Source organism: Labilibaculum manganireducens (assembly GCF_963665805.2).
In the GTDB taxonomy this organism is placed as follows: Bacteria; Bacteroidota; Bacteroidia; order Bacteroidales; family Marinifilaceae; genus Labilibaculum; species Labilibaculum manganireducens.
Genome location: NZ_CAXXEE010000003.1, coordinates 4878329 through 4896470, shown reverse-complemented (window position 1 = coordinate 4896470; position 18142 = coordinate 4878329). Strand labels below are relative to the sequence as shown.

At 36.1% G+C, this 18142-nt stretch carries 16 protein-coding genes; 14 read left to right on the top strand and 2 right to left on the bottom strand.

Translation table 11 applies throughout. The features are described 5' to 3' along the window. Positions 1–271 precede the first annotated feature (271 nt). From ACHZAX_RS19355 to atpG, 8 genes are all read left to right on the top strand, one after another. Positions 272–640: a bactofilin family protein gene (locus ACHZAX_RS19355; protein ID WP_101311685.1), complete on the top strand. Its 369-nt coding sequence runs from the start codon at positions 272–274 to the stop codon at positions 638–640. Beyond that, positions 627–869 (top strand): AtpZ/AtpI family protein, encoded by a 243-nt coding sequence (locus tag ACHZAX_RS19350; RefSeq protein WP_101311676.1) that lies wholly within the window; start codon positions 627–629, stop codon positions 867–869. The genes ACHZAX_RS19355 and ACHZAX_RS19350 overlap by 14 nt, the downstream gene beginning before the upstream one ends. A gap of 655 nt (positions 870–1524) precedes the next feature. Continuing rightward, the gene (gene atpB, locus ACHZAX_RS19345; RefSeq protein WP_101311678.1) at positions 1525–2610 is read left to right on the top strand and encodes a F0F1 ATP synthase subunit A; all 1086 of its coding nucleotides are present in this window, start codon (positions 1525–1527) and stop codon (positions 2608–2610) included. 62 nt (positions 2611–2672) lie between these two features. Beyond that, complete coding sequence (gene atpE, locus ACHZAX_RS19340; RefSeq protein WP_156194809.1) at positions 2673–2930, top strand: ATP synthase F0 subunit C; 258 nt, start codon at positions 2673–2675, stop codon at positions 2928–2930. Between the two features lie 98 nt (positions 2931–3028). Beyond that, the gene (locus ACHZAX_RS19335) at positions 3029–3523 is read left to right on the top strand and encodes a F0F1 ATP synthase subunit B (RefSeq protein ID WP_101311679.1); all 495 of its coding nucleotides are present in this window, start codon (positions 3029–3031) and stop codon (positions 3521–3523) included. Positions 3524–3584: 61 nt separating this feature from the next. After that, on the top strand, positions 3585–4133 hold the full coding sequence (gene atpH / locus ACHZAX_RS19330; RefSeq protein ID WP_320020236.1) for an ATP synthase F1 subunit delta: 549 nt from the start codon (positions 3585–3587) through the stop codon (positions 4131–4133). A gap of 42 nt (positions 4134–4175) precedes the next feature. After that, the gene (atpA, locus tag ACHZAX_RS19325; protein WP_101311681.1) at positions 4176–5777 is read left to right on the top strand and encodes a F0F1 ATP synthase subunit alpha; all 1602 of its coding nucleotides are present in this window, start codon (positions 4176–4178) and stop codon (positions 5775–5777) included. 78 nt (positions 5778–5855) lie between these two features. Next, on the top strand, positions 5856–6728 hold the full coding sequence (gene atpG, locus ACHZAX_RS19320; protein ID WP_320020235.1) for an ATP synthase F1 subunit gamma: 873 nt from the start codon (positions 5856–5858) through the stop codon (positions 6726–6728). 449 nt (positions 6729–7177) lie between these two features. On the opposite strand, the gene ACHZAX_RS19315 is transcribed toward atpG, so the two are convergent. Then, entirely contained in the window at positions 7178–8872 is a 1695-nt protein-coding gene (locus ACHZAX_RS19315) for a Na/Pi cotransporter family protein (protein ID WP_320020234.1), read from the bottom strand. A gap of 488 nt (positions 8873–9360) precedes the next feature. Between ACHZAX_RS19315 and ACHZAX_RS19310 the strand changes: the two genes are divergently transcribed. From ACHZAX_RS19310 to ACHZAX_RS19285, 6 genes are all read left to right on the top strand, one after another. After that, positions 9361–11781 (top strand): efflux RND transporter permease subunit, encoded by a 2421-nt coding sequence (locus ACHZAX_RS19310; protein ID WP_320020233.1) that lies wholly within the window; start codon positions 9361–9363, stop codon positions 11779–11781. Between the two features lie 152 nt (positions 11782–11933). After that, positions 11934–12908, top strand: coding sequence for a polyprenyl synthetase family protein (locus ACHZAX_RS19305; protein WP_101311605.1), 975 nt, complete (start codon positions 11934–11936; stop codon positions 12906–12908). Between the two features lie 93 nt (positions 12909–13001). Continuing rightward, complete coding sequence (gene atpD / locus ACHZAX_RS19300) at positions 13002–14513, top strand: F0F1 ATP synthase subunit beta (RefSeq protein WP_101311604.1); 1512 nt, start codon at positions 13002–13004, stop codon at positions 14511–14513. Between the two features lie 107 nt (positions 14514–14620). Next, the gene (gene atpC, locus ACHZAX_RS19295) at positions 14621–14860 is read left to right on the top strand and encodes an ATP synthase F1 subunit epsilon (RefSeq protein ID WP_320020232.1); all 240 of its coding nucleotides are present in this window, start codon (positions 14621–14623) and stop codon (positions 14858–14860) included. Between the two features lie 217 nt (positions 14861–15077). After that, the gene (locus tag ACHZAX_RS19290) at positions 15078–16112 is read left to right on the top strand and encodes a glycosyltransferase family 9 protein (protein WP_320020231.1); all 1035 of its coding nucleotides are present in this window, start codon (positions 15078–15080) and stop codon (positions 16110–16112) included. A gap of 143 nt (positions 16113–16255) precedes the next feature. Beyond that, positions 16256–16906: a glutathione peroxidase gene (locus tag ACHZAX_RS19285; RefSeq protein ID WP_462677419.1), complete on the top strand. Its 651-nt coding sequence runs from the start codon at positions 16256–16258 to the stop codon at positions 16904–16906. Positions 16907–16998: 92 nt separating this feature from the next. Here ACHZAX_RS19285 and ACHZAX_RS19280 read toward each other — a convergent pair whose 3' ends face one another. Next, entirely contained in the window at positions 16999–17979 is a 981-nt protein-coding gene (locus ACHZAX_RS19280; RefSeq protein ID WP_320020230.1) for a GDP-mannose 4,6-dehydratase, read from the bottom strand. Between the last annotated feature and the right edge of the window lie 163 nt (positions 17980–18142).

Sequence of the window (18142 nt, the reverse complement as noted above, 5' to 3'; positions counted from 1 at the left end):
GAGGCCTTTTTTTCTTGGAATCGTTTTAAAAGAGTGGTTTTCTTCAACCAAATTTTTATATTTGTATGGCTTGCAAAGAGAGCCGTAAGCTCTTTTTTAATTCGAAAATACTTTTTTTTATAAAATTGAGTTGATTTACTATTGCTGATGAAATTCGTGTATCTGTAACTGCTTTATAGTGATGGTATCAGTTTCACAAGTATTGGCAATATTTATGCACTCAGATTTATAAATTCAATATGATATTAACATGTTTAGCAAAAAAGATAAAATGAGCAAAAACAATGAAGTACAGACAACCGCAGTGAATTTGATCTGCGATGGAACATCCATAACCGGAGATATTCAAGCAGCAAGAGATATTCGAATTGATGGATTCCTGAACGGGAAAATGAAGGTGAATGGAAAAGTTGTTGTCGGAAATACCGGTAAAATTCAAGGAGATGTTCATTGTAAAACAATTGATGTTTCAGGAATGGTAGAAGGCAATATTTTTGCTTCAGAAATGGTTAATTTAAAAAATACAGCAGTAATTTTAGGTAATATTACTACTGATAAAATTTCTGTTGAGCCAGGAGCCAAATTTACCGGATCTTGTAAAATGGGCGAGCCAGCTCCAAAAAAAGATGAAAAAAAGTAAAGAGGATCAGAAAAACTCCTTCGAAAAGCGAAAACAGCAAACCACCAGTCTGGCAAAATATTCTGGTCTTGCATTTCAAATGATTGCCATCATTCTTTTGGTATTATTTGGAGGGTTTCAGTTAGATAAGTATTTGGAAAATGAATTTCCATTATTCACAATCATTGGAGCTTTTGGAGGTGTGGTATTATCCTTATATTTTGCGTTAAAAGATTTGCTGAAAAAATAATCGGACGCATATAAATTCGAATATGGAAAAATCATTTAAAAAGTACATTCGAAACTTAGGAATTATTTCCGGAGCACTGTTAGTCATCTCGGTTCTGATGTATTTGACTCTGTTAAAACCATGGTTCAATTATGTGTTTCCTTTTGTTATATTGTACTTTTTCCTGATAAGCTCCTTTCAGCATTATAAATTGATTAAATCCGCAAAGAATAACCCCCGGGTTTTCAATACAAATTATATGGCATGGTTTGGAATAAAATTATTCGCACACCTAAGTTTTGTCATAATTTATGTTTTGCTGGATCGTTCACAAGCATTGAGTTTCGTCCTGTTTTTTGGATTTTGCTACGTAGTATATACTACTTATGATGTTGTATCTTTATCCAATACACTAAGGTCTGGAAATGTTAAATGATTTTAAAAAGCCGAATGCAATAGTTTTTTTATTAAATTTGGAAGTCAAATTAAAAACCTGCAGGTTTTTAATTTAAAAAGTAAGTAGTAAACGAATGAGTAATCATTCCTGAAAATATTGTTAATGCAATTTGTTTTGAATTAACATTTTAACCAAACAGATTGAATAAAATCCAAATCAGTTGATTTTGCCTCAAGCCAAGGTATTTGGTATCTGTTGTAAAAAGTAAGTCATTTACGTATGAAAAATATTCATCGATTTTTGTTGATTTTCTTCTTAGCATTAAATGTTATGCCGGTTTTTGCCTCTGGTGACGAGCATGCGGAACCTGCTTCTCAAGAAACACACGAAAAAGAAAAGTTTGAGCCAGGAAATTTTATAATGGATCACATTGCTGATTCCTATGATTGGCATGTTTTTAGTGTTGGTGATTTTCATGCAACCATGCCTTTGCCGGTGATTGTTTACTCTCAGCATTCCGGATTTCACATGTTTATGTCCAGTAATTTTCATCACGGACATTCAGTTTATGAAGGATTTTCGATTGCCAATGAAGGTGAATACAGAGGAAAAGTAGTTGAAATGGTAAACGGACATGAAGTACGTCCATTTGATATCTCAATGACTAAGAATGTTGTCGCCATGCTGATAAGTATGGTTATTCTGCTGTGGGTATTTATTTCTGTAGCCAAATCGTATACAAGAAGAAAAGGAAAAGCTCCAGTAGGTCTTCAGTCTTTTGTTGAGCCAATTATAATTTTTATTCGGGATGAGATTGCTAAACCCGCCATTGGAGAAAAGACATATGCAAAATACATGCCTTATCTTTTAACCATCTTCTTTTTTATTTGGTTGAATAATTTAATGGGAATGGTACCATTTTTACCGGGAGGTGCAAATGTCACCGGAAATATTACCATAACAATGGTATTGGCGTTGTTTACTTTTGTAATTACATCAGTGAATGCAAATAAATCGTATTGGAAACATATTGTGAACACTCCTGGTGTACCATGGTGGTTAAAGTTTCCTGTACCTTTAATGCCTTTGGTTGAGGTAATGGGAGTTTTCACAAAACCATTTGTTTTAATGGTTCGACTCTTTGCCAACATTACTGCAGGGCATATGATTGTTTTGGCTTTTGTTAGTTTGATTTTCATCTTTGGACAAATTAGTCCGGGATTAGGATACGGAACCTCAGTTGTCTCAGTACTTTTTGTTGTATTTATGGATATGCTTGAGCTGTTGGTAGCCTTAATTCAAGCTTATGTGTTTACGCTTCTTTCTGCGCTTTACTTTGGTATGGCAACAGAAGAACATCATTAAGAATTTATCTACTCCTAAAAATAGGAGCTTTAATAGTTTTTTATCAATTAATTAAAAACGCTATGATTACATTAACAATTCTTCTTCAGGCTGCGGCAAGTATGGGCATTGCCAAAATGGGTGCTGCATTTGGAGCTGGTTTAGCTGCCATTGGTGCTGGTATTGGTATCGGTAAAATTGGTGGTAGTGCTCTTGAGAGTATTGCTCGTCAACCAGAAGCTTCTGGAGATATTCGTTCAAACATGATTGTTGCCGCGGCTCTTATTGAAGGTGCTGCATTTTTTGCGATTATCATCTGTTTGTTGGCTATCGTATTGTAATAGCATTATCCACAATTTGCCATAAGAGATTGTCTGCGGCAAATTGTGGAATCTATTTGGATGTTAACATCACTTAAAGTGAATTAAAATAGAATAACATGGGCTTGGTAACACCTGAATTAGGAACTTTTATATGGATGCTTTTGGCATTTGCCATTGTATTGTTTATCCTGAAAAAGTTTGCTTGGAAACCGATATTAAGTGCATTAAAAGAACGGGAAGACTCTATTGAAGGAGCTCTTCGTTCTGCAGAACGTGCTAAGGAAGAAATGGCGGCATTACAGGCCGATAACGAAAGAATTCTTCAGGAGGCAAGAAAAGAGCGTGAAGCAATGCTTAAAGAGGCAAAAGAGATGGGCAGTAAATTGGTTAGTGAAGCCAAACAAAAAGCGACTCTTGAGGCTGATAAAGTAATAGAATCGGCGCGAATAAACATTGAGAGTGAAAAATCGGCTGCTTTGAATGAAATTAAAGCTCAGGTTGCACTTCTTTCTGTTGAAATAGCAGAAAAAATTCTCCGTCAGCAATTTGCTGATGATCAGCAGCAAAAGGATTACTTCAAAAAGCTAATGGACGAAGTAAAGTTGAATTAGTAAATGAGAGAGTGGGAATCTTGTTGAATCTCAAATTTCACATCTAATAATCTAAAAGAATATGAACGAAAGTAAAATCTCGGTTCGTTATGCCAAAGCTCTTTTTGAATTAGGAAAAGAGGAGAACTTAATTGAGTCCGTAATTAAAGATATTCAGCTTGTTGATGAGGTTTGTAAAACAATGCCTGAATTTTGGCTTATGGTTGAAAGTCCTGTTGTTAAAACTTCTCAGAAACGAACTTCGGTTAAGCTGATATTTGGTGATAAAATAAATCCGGTCAGTCTTAATTTTTTAGATTTGGTGGTGCAAAATCGTCGTGAAATTTATCTAAAGGATATTTCCCGAAATTTTTTGTCATTGTGTCGTAAAGATAAAGGGGTTTTATCAGCAACACTTACATCTGCATCAGCTATTGAAAAGGAAAGCAATCGCAAATTGAGTGAATTACTTTCAAAATCCTTCAATGCAAAAATTGAATTGCAGGAAGTGGTTGATAAAGAGATTATTGGTGGATTTGTGCTTCGAATTGAAGATCAGCAACTGGATGCGAGTGTTAGCAATCAGTTGAATCTAATTAAGCGTGAATTGCTTTCAAATCATATGAAATAGAATTTCAAATCGGATTAAACTCTGACTAAATAAAAATTAAATATGGCTAGTATTAAACCTGCAGAAGTTTCGGAAATCCTAAAGCAGCAATTACAAGGATTAAAAACCGAAGCAGAACTGGAAGAAGTCGGAACCGTATTGCAAGTTGGGGATGGTATCGCCCGCATCTACGGTTTATCGCACGTTGAATCCAATGAGTTGATTGAATTCCAAAATGGCGTTTTAGGTATTGTATTGAACCTCGAAGAGGACAATGTCGGAGCTGTTCTTTTGGGAGAAACTCAAGGAATAAAAGAAGGTGATGTTGTAAAACGAACCAAGCGAATTGCCTCAATCAATGTTGGTGAGGGAATGTTAGGACGTGTAATTAATACCATTGGTGAGCCTGTTGATGGAAAAGGGGAAATAAAGGGTGTAACATACGAAATGCCATTGGAACGCAAAGCTCCCGGGGTACTTTATCGTCAGCCGGTAACCGAGCCTTTGCAAACAGGATTAAAGTCGATTGATGCGATGATTCCGATTGGACGAGGACAGCGTGAGTTAATCATTGGTGACCGTCAGACCGGTAAAACTGCAATCGCAATTGATACCATTATCAATCAGAAAGAATTTTACGACAAGGGAGAGCCTGTTTACTGTATTTATGTAGCTATAGGACAGAAAGGTTCTACTGTTGCAAATATTGCCAGAACACTTGAGGAGCATGGAGCAATGGCCTATACGGTTATTGTGATGGCAACAGCAGCCGATCCGGCGGCATTACAGTTTTATGCCCCTTTTGCAGGAGCTTCCATTGGAGAGTTTTTCCGCGATACAGGTCGTCCTGCATTGATTATTTATGATGATTTATCGAAACAAGCGGTGTCATACCGTGAGGTTTCTCTGCTGCTTCGTCGCCCACCAGGACGTGAAGCATATCCAGGTGATGTATTTTATTTGCACTCAAGATTATTAGAACGTGCGGCTAAAATCATTAATTCGGATGAGATTGCCCGTAAGATGAATGACTTACCTGAGAGCATGAAAAATGCTAAGGATGAGAATGGTGAATCGATTATCAGAGGAGGAGGTTCTTTGACTGCACTTCCAATTATCGAGACTCAGGCTGGTGATGTATCGGCATACATTCCAACCAATGTAATTTCGATTACCGATGGTCAAATTTTCTTGGAATCAGATCTTTTTAACGCGGGTATTCGTCCTGCAATTAATGTAGGTATCTCGGTATCGCGTGTGGGTGGTAACGCTCAGATCAAATCAATGAAGAAAGTAGCAGGAACTTTGAAGCTGGATCAGGCTCAATATCGTGAATTAGAGGCTTTTTCCAAGTTTGGCTCTGATATGGATGCTGCAACCCGTTCTGTTTTAGATAAAGGTTCAAAGAATGTGGAAATCTTAAAACAAGGACAATATTCACCTTACACCGTTGATAAGCAGGTAGCTATTTTATACTGTGGATCACAAGGATTATTGCGTAATGTTCCGGTAGATAAAGTGAAAGAATTTGAAATTGAATTTCTTGATTTTATGGCTATGAAGCACAAAGCTGTGTTAACTGAGCTGGGATCGGGAAAATATACTCAGGAAGCACAGGATATCATGAAATCCGTTGTGACTGAGTTATCTGCTAAATATAAATAATTAACAATTAGTAATTAATAATGAGGAAGATAACTCATTAATTATTAGTTGATCATTGCTAATTATGAATTAGAATAAATGGCTAATTTAAAAGAAATTCGTACTCGTATTTCATCGGTTCAGAAAACCAAACAGGTTACTGCAGCGATGAAAATGGTTTCTGCTGCCAAATTAAAAAAGGCTCAGGATGCTATCGTGCAAATTCGTCCATTCGCGGCTAAGCTTCATGAGATTTTATCGAACCTGACTGGAAGTTTGACTAATTCTGATGATAATTTATACGGTGTGGAGAGAAAGCCTGAAAAGGTTTTGTTGGTTGCGATAACTTCTAACAAGGGCTTATGTGGTGGATTTAATGCAAATGTGATTAAGCAGGTTACTATTTTGGCTGAGACTACTTATGCTCAACAAAATCAGCGAGATTCACTTCACATATTGGCAATTGGAAAGCAGGGATTTGAAATTCTTCGTAAACATTTCAATGTTGTTGGAGAATACAATCATGTGTACGATAATTTGAACTTTGAAAGTGTTTCGGCTATTGCTTCTTTAGTTATGAAGGAGTTTGTTGAAGGGAAATATGACAGAGTAGAATTAGTTTACAATCAGTTTAAAAATGCAGGAGTTCAAGTTTTAACCACCGAACAGTTTTTGCCAGTAGTTCAGCCCGAAGCGGATATGAGCAGTTTGACAGAATATATTTTTGAACCAAATCAGGAAGAAATTTTAGATGAATTGATTCCAAAATCTTTAAAAACACAAATTTATAAGGCAATGCTGGATTCCTTTGCTTCGGAACACGGAGCAAGAATGACAGCAATGCATAAGGCAACAGATAATGCTTCTGATTTAATTCAGGATTTGAATCTGACCTACAATAAAGCCCGCCAGGCTGCAATTACCAACGAAATTTTGGAGATTGTATCAGGAGCAAATGCATTGTCCAGCTAATGCCATTTTAAAGACCATATTTAAACGATTTATATTTGCTGCAAGCTCACCTTAGGGTGGGCTTTTTTTTTAGAATATACATGTTTTTAGGATGAATTTAGCCCAATCTGTGATAGCAGCTTATACAGCGGAGCACAATTCTAATTTACAATGACTGTCAAGCAATAGCAATTTATCCTTTTCACAATTGGTTTCGATATATTTCCCAGACAATTGTGTTAAATCAAATGAAAAAGGATACAACGCTTCAGGGTGGGGGAAATAGATTGATTTTAAAACAGCAGTTCCGACACATTGCAACTTACAATATAAGTTTATTATTCTACCTTAGACAGTAAGTGACTGCTTCATTAAATTCCCAGTGGATTGTTCTGATGGTGAAACAGGACAAAAAAATCCCCATCCATTCCGGATGAGGATCAATTGTATTCCAAAAGCCAATAGCCGGATTACTCTTTTATCTCGTTAAGAGCTTCACTTACATTGATGCAGTAATCACCTATTTTTTCACACTCAGAGAACAGATCGTTGTAGATAATACCAGCTTGGTATTTGTATTTATGTTCCTCAACATTGTTTAAATGTTCTGTTTTTAGGAGAGTTCGGTAATCATTTATTTCACGCTCAATTTCCCAGGCTTTTTTGATTTTTACTTCCGCAAATTCTTTTTTAGTGTTTTCATGCATCACATCAAGAGCTTCGTCAACCAAGGCGAACATATTGTTGATATTATCTCTCAATTCCTGAGGAAACCATGCTTTTTGTTCACGTTTCCTTTTCATTGCTTTGGCGAGGTTAAGAGTTGAATCACCAACACTTTCAATATCACTTACCATTTTAAAATAGGCGCGAACTCTTTCCGAATTTTCAGAACTTAGTCTGGTTTCAGACACTTTAGCAAGAAAGTTGGCAATTTCCACTTCCATATCATCACTTTCATCTTCTCTTTTGTCAATTTTCTCGAAAAGTTTATTGAAAGTTTTATCATTGGTTTCGTTAAATGCCTGCTTGGTATAGCTAAACATTTTCTTCGTGCTTTTTACGTAAGCACTGATTTCTTTTTTAGCTAAAAATAAAGATGCTTCTGGAGTAGAAAGAGTTCCTGTTTTTATGTGCTGAAGTTTGAATTCCTCTTCTACATCTTCACGAACAGGAACCAGTTTGGTAACTACTTTTACTATGAAATTGGCAAACCAAATCAGGATAACAACATTTAGAATATTAAATCCGGTATGAAATAGAGACAAGGAAATAGGTACGGCAGCTGTGTTTGTAAAAGGATCGCCTCCTCCAAGAATAGTCATGTTAACCCAAGCAACCGTTTTTAAGAAAAATGGCAACGCAATCAGCATCCACATAACACCAAAAGTATTAAAGATTAAATGGGCTCTTGCAGCTCTTTTTGCTGAAGTGTTGGCAATCATTGCGGCAAGATTCGCTGTAATAGTAGTACCAATGTTTTCTCCCAGTACCATAGCAGCAGCCATTTCGAAACTAATCCATCCACTATTACACATTACCAAGGTAAGTGCCATGGTAGCTGATGATGATTGAATTAAAATAGTAAGAAGGGTTCCGATAGTCAAAAATAGCAGGGAAGAAGCAAATCCCATGTCCGTATAGCTGGTCAGGAAATTTAGTATCTCAGGATTATTTTTGATATCAGGCATTGAAGTTTTAAGAAATTGCAAGCCAATAAAAAGCAAGGCAAATCCCATAATCAATTCACCCCAATTCTTCTTTGTACGATTTTTTGAAAACAGGAATGGAAGACCTAAACCTATTAAAGGCAAAGATATTGCACTCATACTAACCTTAAATCCCAAAAGTGAGATTAACCAGGCAGTAACCGTAGTACCGATATTGGCACCCATAATTACTCCTATCGATTCTACCAGCGATAACAATCCGGCATTTACAAAGCTAACCACCATTACAGTTGTTGCTGACGAAGACTGAATAAGGGCAGTAATTAACACGCCGGTCATTACACCTTTAAATCGGTTGGAAGTCATTGCTGCGAGAATGGTTCGCATCTTGTCTCCGGCAACTTGTTGAAGAGCTTCACTCATCAATTTCATTCCATAAAGGAATAAGCCTAAAGACCCTATAAGTGTTAAAATATCGGTCAATCCGTAATTCATAACTTATTTAGTTTATTTGTTTTTCAATAGATTAGTAGCTGTTAAGGCCGCAAAAATAGAAGATATTTGCAAAACCTCTAATTTTTTATCGTGTTAATTGAGTATTAAGAAAAAGTAAAAATAAGCTTAAAAAAATGTTACAATAAAATGGTGTCGATATTTTTTATAGATTTTTAACGCTTACTAATTGTTTTGATAGTAAGTTGATTGTGTGCAGGCTTGCATCCGAAAAATTGGGATTCATATTTAATTTTTAATGAAATTTGTGAATAATTGAGATTTAATCATCTAAAACACACTTGTTTTTGGCAATTAATTTGTTAAAAACCAACTGGTTTCATTGAATTTGTATAATTTTGAAGCTTAATACCATTCACAGATGCGTATTAAGATTCTATACAATCATCATCTTTTGATAAAATGATTATAAGTCGTATTTTCGCCGAAATCTAAAAATAAAAACGAGATCTCTTTAGCAGGATAATAGTATGTGGAACAGAATTGCAGGATTAATTCTTAGGAATAGAATTTTACTTTTAGTGGTAGTTGGACTTATCACAATATTTATGGGGTACAAAGCTCAATTTGTGGAGATGTCCTATCAGTATGCGGCACTTCTGCCTGATGATGACCCTGCATCTGTGGAATATGAGCGTTTTAAAAACACCTTTGGACAAGAAGGAAATGTTATGGTTTTTGCTGTTCAGGATACTGATTTTTATGAACTTGAGAAGTTTAACGATTGGATTGCCTTAGGAGACAGCCTGAAAGCTTTGGATGGAATTGATGCCGTGGTTTCCATTGCACATACCTATAATATCAATAAAAACAGCGAAGCAAAGAGGTTCGAATTTCAAACAATATTCCCAAAGAAACTAAATTCGCAAAAAGAATTAGATAGTCTTGCTCTTATTGCGGAGTCATTGCCATTTTATCAAGGCAGCTTAATAAATAAAGAATCTAATACATTTTTAATGGGAATTACGGTGAACGCCAGAATAATTAATTCGAAAGCGCGTGAGCCAATGGTTGTTAAGGTTCGGGAAATTACTGATCGGTTTACATCCAAATACAATTTGGAAATGAAATACTCGGGACTTCCTTATATTAGGGTAGTTACGGCGCAAATGATTAAAGAGGAGATGAAAATGTTCATTTACCTTTCTCTTCTGGTTACTGCGATTATTTTATTTATGTTTTTCCGCTCTTTTAAAGTGGTGTTTTTCTGCATGCTTGTTGTTGGTTTGAGTGTAATCTGGGCGGTTGGATCAATGGTCTTGTTCGATTACAAAATTACTTTGCTTACCGCAATGTTACCGCCATTGCTGGTGGTAATAGGGATTCCGAATTCCGTTTTTCTCATTAATAAATATCACGGAGAATACATTCGGCACAACAACAAAATAAAAGCTTTGCAACGTGTTGTTTCTAAAATTGGAAATGCAACTTTCTTAACCAATCTTACTACAGCATCAGGTTTTGCTACTTTTATAGTGACTTCCAGTCAGATATTGAAGGAGTTTGGTGTGATTGCGGCCTTAAATATTATGGTGGTTTTTGTCCTTTCATTACTTCTAATCCCAATCATTTTTAGTTTTTTAAATCCTCCGGATCAAAAAGCGACAAGTCATTTAGAAAATAAAATGACAGTGTGGTTTGTGGGCAAATTAGTAAATATTGTATTGAATAGACGGACTGTAGTTTATACAGTAGGTTTTGTTTTGCTTACTTTAGGAGTTTTTGGAATCAGCAAAATGAAAAGCACTGGTTATATGGTCGATGACCTGCCACATGACAATGTAATATTTCAGGATTTAAAGTTCTTCGAAAAGAACATGGATGGAATTATGCCTTTGGAAGTGATGGTAGAAACCAAGAAAAAGGCAGGCATCTTAAAGTTATCAACCTTAAAGCGATTAAATGCTTTTAACGATACATTAAAATCATATCCCGAAATATCATCATCTGTTTCGATTGTTGAGGCGGCAAAATTTGCCAATCAGGCGTATTTCAATGGTAAAGAAAAATACTATGAATTACCTGGTAATCAGACCCGAAATGTGATCATGTCATATTTGGCTAAAGCTGATACCGGTGATGATTCCAAATTGTTCAGCACTTTCGTGGATTCCACTCAGTCCATTACACGGATGAGTTTTCGAATGAAGGACATTGGCACTACCAGAATGGAGGAAATGGAGCAAAGAATTCTTGCCAATGTAAGTGATATTTTTCCTGATGATCAATATACTGTTCATGTAACAGGATCCAGTATCATCTTTTTTAAAGGGAATAAATATCTGGTAAAGAATCTATTCATAAGTCTTGCTTTGGCAATTTTTCTGATTGCCTCATTCATGGCATGGATGTTTTCTTCCAAAAGAATGGTTGTGGTGGCATTATTGCCAAACCTTTTGCCGTTAATAATTACAGCAGCACTAATGGGCTTTTTCGGTATTCCGATTAAGGCATCAACCATATTGGTGTTTAGCATTGCATTTGGTATTTCCGTTGACGATACCATTCACTATCTAGCTAAATACCGTCAGGAATTAAAAGCAACCAACTGGAGTATTCGATCATCTGTTGTTCTTGCGCTTCGCGAAACCGGGCAAAGTATGATGTACACCTCTATTATTTTGTTTTTCGGTTTCGGTATTTTTGCTTTATCTGATTTTGGAGGAACTGTTTCTTTGGGGATACTGGTGTCGGTAACTTTACTTTCAGCAATGCTCTCCAACTTAATTTTGTTGCCATCATTGTTGCTGACTCTTGAGAAGTTTATTACCAACCGATCGTTCAAAGAACCACTGCTTCAGATTTTCGATGAAGAGGAAGATATTGAACTGGATGATCTTAGAATTGCTCGGATGGAAAACAAAGAGGAAAAAGAAAGCCTTGTGAATTGATTTTTTTATATTTTAGTGAGCTGTTTCTGAAAGCTATTCTATAATTGCCTTTAGCGATTTCTGATTAAAAGCATAAATCTCATTTGAGGTTTTTTTGAGTTCCTGTAAATCGATCTCAGATCTAACTTCTTATATCTAAATTCTATAAAAAAATGTATAGTTTTAATGAACTTCATGAAATTATTGAAAAAGAGATAGATGGACTGGAGTTTTCTGCTCCGCCGGAAGGTCTTTTCGAACCAATGAAATATATATTAGGCATTGGAGGGAAGCGGCTTCGTCCAATTTTAGTTCTGCTGGGTGCTAATTTATACAAGGATGATCTTTCAAAAGTTTGTTTGCCTGCTATCGGCATAGAAATATTTCACAATTTCACACTTTTGCACGATGATGTAATGGACAATGCTCCAATTCGCAGAAACAAGAAAACAGTTCACGAAAAATGGAACAGTAACGTAGCTATTCTTTCTGGTGATGCCATGTCTATTAAGGCATATCAGTATATTGGTTCCTGCGAAGACAAATACCTGCGCGATGTTCTTACTGTGTTTAATCAAACAGCTTTGGAAGTTTGTGAGGGACAGCAGTTCGATATGGAATTTGAAGATAGAAATGATGTTGAAATTGAAGAGTATTTGAATATGATTCGATTGAAAACAGCAGTTCTATTAGGAGGAAGTCTAAAAATGGGAGCAATAATGGGTGATGCCAGCTCAAAAGATGCTGAGTTATTATACCATTTTGGTGTGAATCTAGGTATGGCATTCCAACTTCAGGACGATCTTTTAGATGTTTTTGGTGATGAGGCTGTTTTTGGAAAGAAAATTGGTGGTGATATCTTATCCAATAAGAAAACCTTTCTTTTAATTAATGCTCTGGAAACTGCTTCGGGAGATGTCGAAAAAGAATTAAAGTCTTGGATTACAACAAAATCTTTTAATCCGGAAGAAAAAATAAAGGCCGTAGGAACTATTTATGAGCAATTGAATGTTCGTGAATATTCACAGAATAAAATTGAGAATTATTTTGCTTTATGTCTCGAATATCTCGATAAAGTAGATGTTGATGCCGAAAAGAAAAAGGAACTATATTTATTGGTTAAAGGTTTAGTCGATCGTTCCGTTTAAGAATGTTAAAAATTCAGGTTACATTCTCCTTTATTGACAAAAAATTCTAAATTTGTTGTCACGCGATATTAATGATCCAAAAAATTAATGTAAATGTCACAAAATACAGGCAAAATTGTACAGGTTATCGGACCTGTTATCGATGTAAGTTTTGATAAGGAAGGAACCAAGCTTCCTGAAATTTACGATTCTTTAGAGGTCGTGATTGAAAATGGTAAAAATTTGGTTGTTGAGTGTCAGCAGCATATTGGTGAAAATACTGTTCGTGCTATTGCAATGGATTCAACTGACGGTTTGCGTCGGGGAATGGATGTAATTGCAACAGGTTCGCCTATTATGATGCCTCCCGGAGATAAAATTAAAGGTAGATTACTAAATGTTGTTGGGGAAACCATTGATGGAATTGGTTCCGTTAGTAAAGAAGGTGGCTATACAATTCACCGGACTCCTCCGGCATTCGATCAGCTTAGTACAGAATCAGAAGTTTTCTATACTGGTATTAAGGTAATCGACCTTATTGAACCATATGCAAAAGGCGGTAAAATTGGTTTGTTTGGTGGTGCTGGTGTTGGTAAAACAGTATTGATTCAGGAATTAATTAATAACATTGCCATTGGTCAGGACGGTTTATCTGTATTTGCCGGTGTTGGTGAACGTACCCGTGAAGGAAATGACTTGCTTCGTGAAATGATCGAATCAAGGGTTATTCAATACGGAGAAGCGTTTGAAAAAGATATGGAAAAGGGAGGATGGGATCTTTCTTTAGTAGATAAAAAAGCTTTGGATAACTCTCAGGTATCACTTGTTTTTGGTCAGATGAACGAACCACCAGGGGCCCGTGCCCGTGTTGCTCTTTCGGGACTAACTGTTGCGGAAAGTTTGCGTGATGGTGATGAAAAATCAGGTGGACGTGATATTCTTTTCTTTGTAGATAATATATTCCGTTTTACTCAGGCCGGTTCTGAGGTTTCGGCACTGCTTGGCCGTATGCCTTCGGCAGTAGGCTACCAGCCAACCCTGTCAACAGAGATGGGTGTGATGCAGGAAAGAATTACCTCAACAAAAAGAGGTTCAATTACATCGGTTCAGGCGGTTTATGTTCCTGCGGATGACTTGACTGATCCTGCTCCGGCAACAACTTTTGCCCACTTGGATGCAACCACTGTATTGAATCGTAAGATTTCTGAATTAGGAATTTATCCTGCGGTGGATCCATTGGATTCGACTTCCCGTATTCTTACCGTAGATGTTGTTGGTGAGGCCCATTATAAGTGTGCGCAGGATGTAAAGGAAATATTACAGAGATACAAAGAATTGCAGGACATTATTGCGATTTTGGGTATGGAAGAGCTTTCTGAAGAAGATAAATTGGTCGTGCACCGCGCTCGTCGTGTACAGCGATTCTTATCACAGCCATTCCACGTTGCTGAGCAATTTACCGGCTTAAAAGGATGTTTGGTTTCTATTGAGGATACTATTAAAGGCTTTAACATGATTATGGATGGTGAAGTTGATCAATATCCGGAAGCTGCTTTTAACCTTGTTGGTACAATTGAACAAGCTATCGAAAAAGGTGAGAAATTACTAGCCGAATCTGAAGGATAAAAGTGCCTTAAGTACTTAAAGTTTTAGATGCCTAAAGTTATTTTGACTTTATTTGAAGCTGTAAGTACTTTGAACTTTAACCTTTAAGTACTTTAAACTTAGAAAATATGCATTTGGAAATTGTTACGCCCGAAAAGAGTCTGTATTCCGGAGAAGTTGAACTGGTTCAGTTGCCAGGAAAAAACGGATCTTTTGAAATATTGAAAAACCATGCTCCAATTGTTTCCAGTCTGGAGAAAGGAACTATTAAAATTAAATCAGTTGGAGGTGAAGAAATTTTCTTTGAAATCAGCGGAGGTGTTGCTGAATGTAAGAAAAATGTAATTTCAGTATTGGCAGATAACTAGAGAAAATAGAAGTTAGTATTTAGTACAATAGTAATCAGTACCTAATATTGACAATACAACTTATCGTAAAGAGGCTTTAGAATTTCTAAAGTCTCTTTTTTTATTGCCAACATTGTGGATTTCCTAACTACTCTTACTATTTTTGTGCCTACAATTGTTTAAACAAAAGCTGTAAATAGTCTAGCTGCTAATTACTGTATACCAGATACTAGAAAAAATGCCAAAAAAGTTCTTAATCATTCGTTTTTCTTCCATAGGTGATATTATTCAATGTATGACAGCCGTTGATGGTATTTTAAACCATTATCCGGATGCCGAAATACATTGGATTGCGAGAAAGGACATGTCTTCTTTTTTGGCCATGGATCAGCGCATCTGTAAAGTTTGGGGTTTTGATAGAGGACAGGGATTTAAAGGTCTTATAAAGCAGGCAAAAGAGCTTAAAAAAGAAAAATTCGACTTCGTTTACGATGCTCACAGCAATATTCGATCGATTGTGCTGAAAACAGTATTGGTACCACGATGGAAACGTTGGTTCGGTATTGGATCTAAGTATACCATGCGCAGCAAAGATAGAATCAAAAGAATTTTGTTATTCAAGTTTGGTATTGATCGTTTTCCAATGCCTTTTAAAGGAATGCTTTCGTATCGGAAACCTCTTGAGAAATGGGGGTTAACAGATTATTCAAAGGTCAATGTCAATTGGTATTTTCCTGAAGAGTTAAAGAAGAAAATGGAGGAGAAGGTTTTTTCAAATTTAAAAGGGGAATCATCAAAATTGGTCACTTTAGTTCCTTCTGCAGCCTGGATGATGAAACGTTGGCCGGTTTCTCATTGGCAAAAGTTGGTGCAGCAATTGCCGGATTATCATTTTGTAATTTTAGCCGGACCAGATGATGTGTTCTGCGAAGAGATTGAGGCTGTTGCAAAAGAACGAGTTCTGAACCTTAGCGGAAAAACCAATTTACTGGAATCCTGTTATTTGGTTCAGAAATCGAACTTGGTAATTTCCGGCGATACTGGTTTTTTGCATGCTGCAGATAAATTTGGTATTCCTGCTTTATCTTTAATGGGGCCAACTGCATTTGGATTTACAACGGGAGAACACATCAAAACCCTTGAGGTGGATATGAAATGCCGGCCATGTACAAAAGATGGCTCAGGGAAGTGTATACAAAAAGTTTACCAGCAATGTATGGTAGATATTACTCCGGAATGGGTTGCTCAGGAAGTGATTCAACGAATGTCCTAAATTATTTTAATCGCTTAACAGATATTTAACATGCTTATTTAAAACAATTAAAAATAAAAGTATATATTTGTATCGCACACGATGTAAATTGGAATGGATTTTTTCGAAATGCAAAACAAACACAAACGATAAAAATAGTCGAAATGAAAAAAATTGCCTTACTGCTGATATTTGCTGTAGGTTTGATGTCTTATCAGACAATAGCACAAACAGAGACAAAGAAAGATTGTAAAAAAGAGAAATGTATGAAAGAAGGATTGTATGGCTTTAAAGCAGCCTCTTTAACTGGTGAGGAAGTTGATTTGAATCAGTATAAAGGAAAAGTTGTTTTGGTTGTTAATACGGCAAGCAAATGCGGTTTAACGCCACAATACAAAGGTTTGGAAGCAATGTATCAGAAATACAAAGACCAGGGATTCGTAATTTTAGGATTTCCGAGCAATCAGTTTCTGGAACAAGAGCCTGGAACATCGGAAGAAATTGCTGCTTTTTGTGAGAAAAACTATGGCGTAAGCTTTCCAATGTTCGAGAAAATTGAAGTTCGTGGGGAAAATGCTCACCCTCTTTATAAAATGCTGACTGAAGAAAAACCGTTTTTAGGTTTTGATGATTCAGAATCAGGACAAAAATTCAAGGGATTTATCAGTGAAAAATTTCCTGAGATTTATGCAGGAAACGGCATCAAATGGAATTTTACCAAATTTATTATCAATAGAAATGGAAAAGTGGTAAAAAGAATTGAACCAAACGTCGCTCCTGAAGATTTTGAAGATGAAATAAAAGGAATGTTATAATTCTGATTGTGGATCAGATAAAATATGAAAAAGAGACTTCAATTAATTTTGGAGTCTCTTTTTTATGTTTTAATTCGGGTATGAAATGATTTCTATTTGTTGTCGAACCAAGTAATAAAGCGCTTAATTCCCTCTTCGAAACTAACTTGCGGATTGTAACCAATCAGTTCTTTTGCACGGGAAATGTCAGCATAGGTTTGTTCCACATCACCTGCCTGCATTGGCAGATGATTGATTTTCGGTTTGCATTCAGCGTTTTTCGCTATTATCTCAATCATGTCGCGAAGAAGAATTGGATAGCTGTTGCCCAGGTTTATGGTTTCAAAAACCTGTTCGTGATTGAATAGATAATTGCAGCTTTTTACAATTCCCTCCACAGTATCATCAACGAAAGTATAATCTCTTGCCGTAGAACCATCTCCAAACATTGGAATTGGCTGTTCATTTCGGAACAATTTCAGAAATTTATGAATGGCCAGATCGGGTCGCTGACGAGGACCAAAAACAGTGAAAAATCTCATGTTAATGATATCCAAATCGTACAAATGATGGTAGCTGTGGTTTAAAACCTCACAAGATTTTTTTGAGAAAGCATAAGGCGAAATGGCCCGGTCAACATTGTGATTTTCCGAAAAAGGAACGTCTTTGTTGTTGCCGTAAACCGATGAGGAGGAAGCAAAAGCCAACTTTTTAATTCCCTTTTTTCGCATGAAATCCAATACATTTCGGGTTGCAGTAATATTGCTGTCGATGTATCCTTGCGGATCTTCGATAGAAGGCCGGACTCCTGCCTTGCCTGCCAAATGAACCACCAAATCAATTTGATCTTCGATGATATCCAAACTTGAATCAATCCGTAAATCCAGTTCATGAAATGTATAGGATGAATTCTGAAAAAAAGGATTCATATTTTCTTCTTTTATATTTCTCGGATAAAATGGATCGAAATTATCGATACCAATAACTTTATATCCCAGCAATAGTAATTTTTCAGAAAGATGAGATCCAATAAAACCAGCACATCCGGTTACAAGAATGGTTTTTTCTGTCGATTTATTATTCACAGTTTGCATATCTCCTGACTTGTTTTTTGGATTTGATTCAAAAGAGTGAATCAAAATTAGATAAATCCATATCAATTATCTTCAACAACTTAAGAATTAACTTAAAAGTAAAACAAAGCTATTCTGTAATCATGAAAGATGACTGTTTTATCTGAAATCTTAGTTTTTTTTA

What these genes read in the sequence shown, in the direction of transcription:
- ACHZAX_RS19355 (WP_101311685.1), top strand. Translation starts at nt 272, where the DNA reads ATGAGCAAAAACAATGAAGTACAGACAACCGCAGTGAATTTGATCTGC.
- ACHZAX_RS19350 (WP_101311676.1), top strand. Translation starts at nt 627, where the DNA reads ATGAAAAAAAGTAAAGAGGATCAGAAAAACTCCTTCGAAAAGCGAAAA.
- atpB (WP_101311678.1), top strand. Translation starts at nt 1,525, where the DNA reads ATGAAAAATATTCATCGATTTTTGTTGATTTTCTTCTTAGCATTAAAT.
- atpE (WP_156194809.1), top strand. Translation starts at nt 2,673, where the DNA reads ATGATTACATTAACAATTCTTCTTCAGGCTGCGGCAAGTATGGGCATT.
- ACHZAX_RS19335 (WP_101311679.1), top strand. Translation starts at nt 3,029, where the DNA reads ATGGGCTTGGTAACACCTGAATTAGGAACTTTTATATGGATGCTTTTG.
- atpH (WP_320020236.1), top strand. Translation starts at nt 3,585, where the DNA reads ATGAACGAAAGTAAAATCTCGGTTCGTTATGCCAAAGCTCTTTTTGAA.
- atpA (WP_101311681.1), top strand. Translation starts at nt 4,176, where the DNA reads ATGGCTAGTATTAAACCTGCAGAAGTTTCGGAAATCCTAAAGCAGCAA.
- atpG (WP_320020235.1), top strand. Translation starts at nt 5,856, where the DNA reads ATGGCTAATTTAAAAGAAATTCGTACTCGTATTTCATCGGTTCAGAAA.
- ACHZAX_RS19315 (WP_320020234.1), bottom strand. Translation starts at nt 8,872, where the DNA reads ATGAATTACGGATTGACCGATATTTTAACACTTATAGGGTCTTTAGGC.
- ACHZAX_RS19310 (WP_320020233.1), top strand. Translation starts at nt 9,361, where the DNA reads ATGTGGAACAGAATTGCAGGATTAATTCTTAGGAATAGAATTTTACTT.
- ACHZAX_RS19305 (WP_101311605.1), top strand. Translation starts at nt 11,934, where the DNA reads ATGTATAGTTTTAATGAACTTCATGAAATTATTGAAAAAGAGATAGAT.
- atpD (WP_101311604.1), top strand. Translation starts at nt 13,002, where the DNA reads ATGTCACAAAATACAGGCAAAATTGTACAGGTTATCGGACCTGTTATC.
- atpC (WP_320020232.1), top strand. Translation starts at nt 14,621, where the DNA reads ATGCATTTGGAAATTGTTACGCCCGAAAAGAGTCTGTATTCCGGAGAA.
- ACHZAX_RS19290 (WP_320020231.1), top strand. Translation starts at nt 15,078, where the DNA reads ATGCCAAAAAAGTTCTTAATCATTCGTTTTTCTTCCATAGGTGATATT.
- ACHZAX_RS19285 (WP_462677419.1), top strand. Translation starts at nt 16,256, where the DNA reads ATGAAAAAAATTGCCTTACTGCTGATATTTGCTGTAGGTTTGATGTCT.
- ACHZAX_RS19280 (WP_320020230.1), bottom strand. Translation starts at nt 17,979, where the DNA reads ATGCAAACTGTGAATAATAAATCGACAGAAAAAACCATTCTTGTAACC.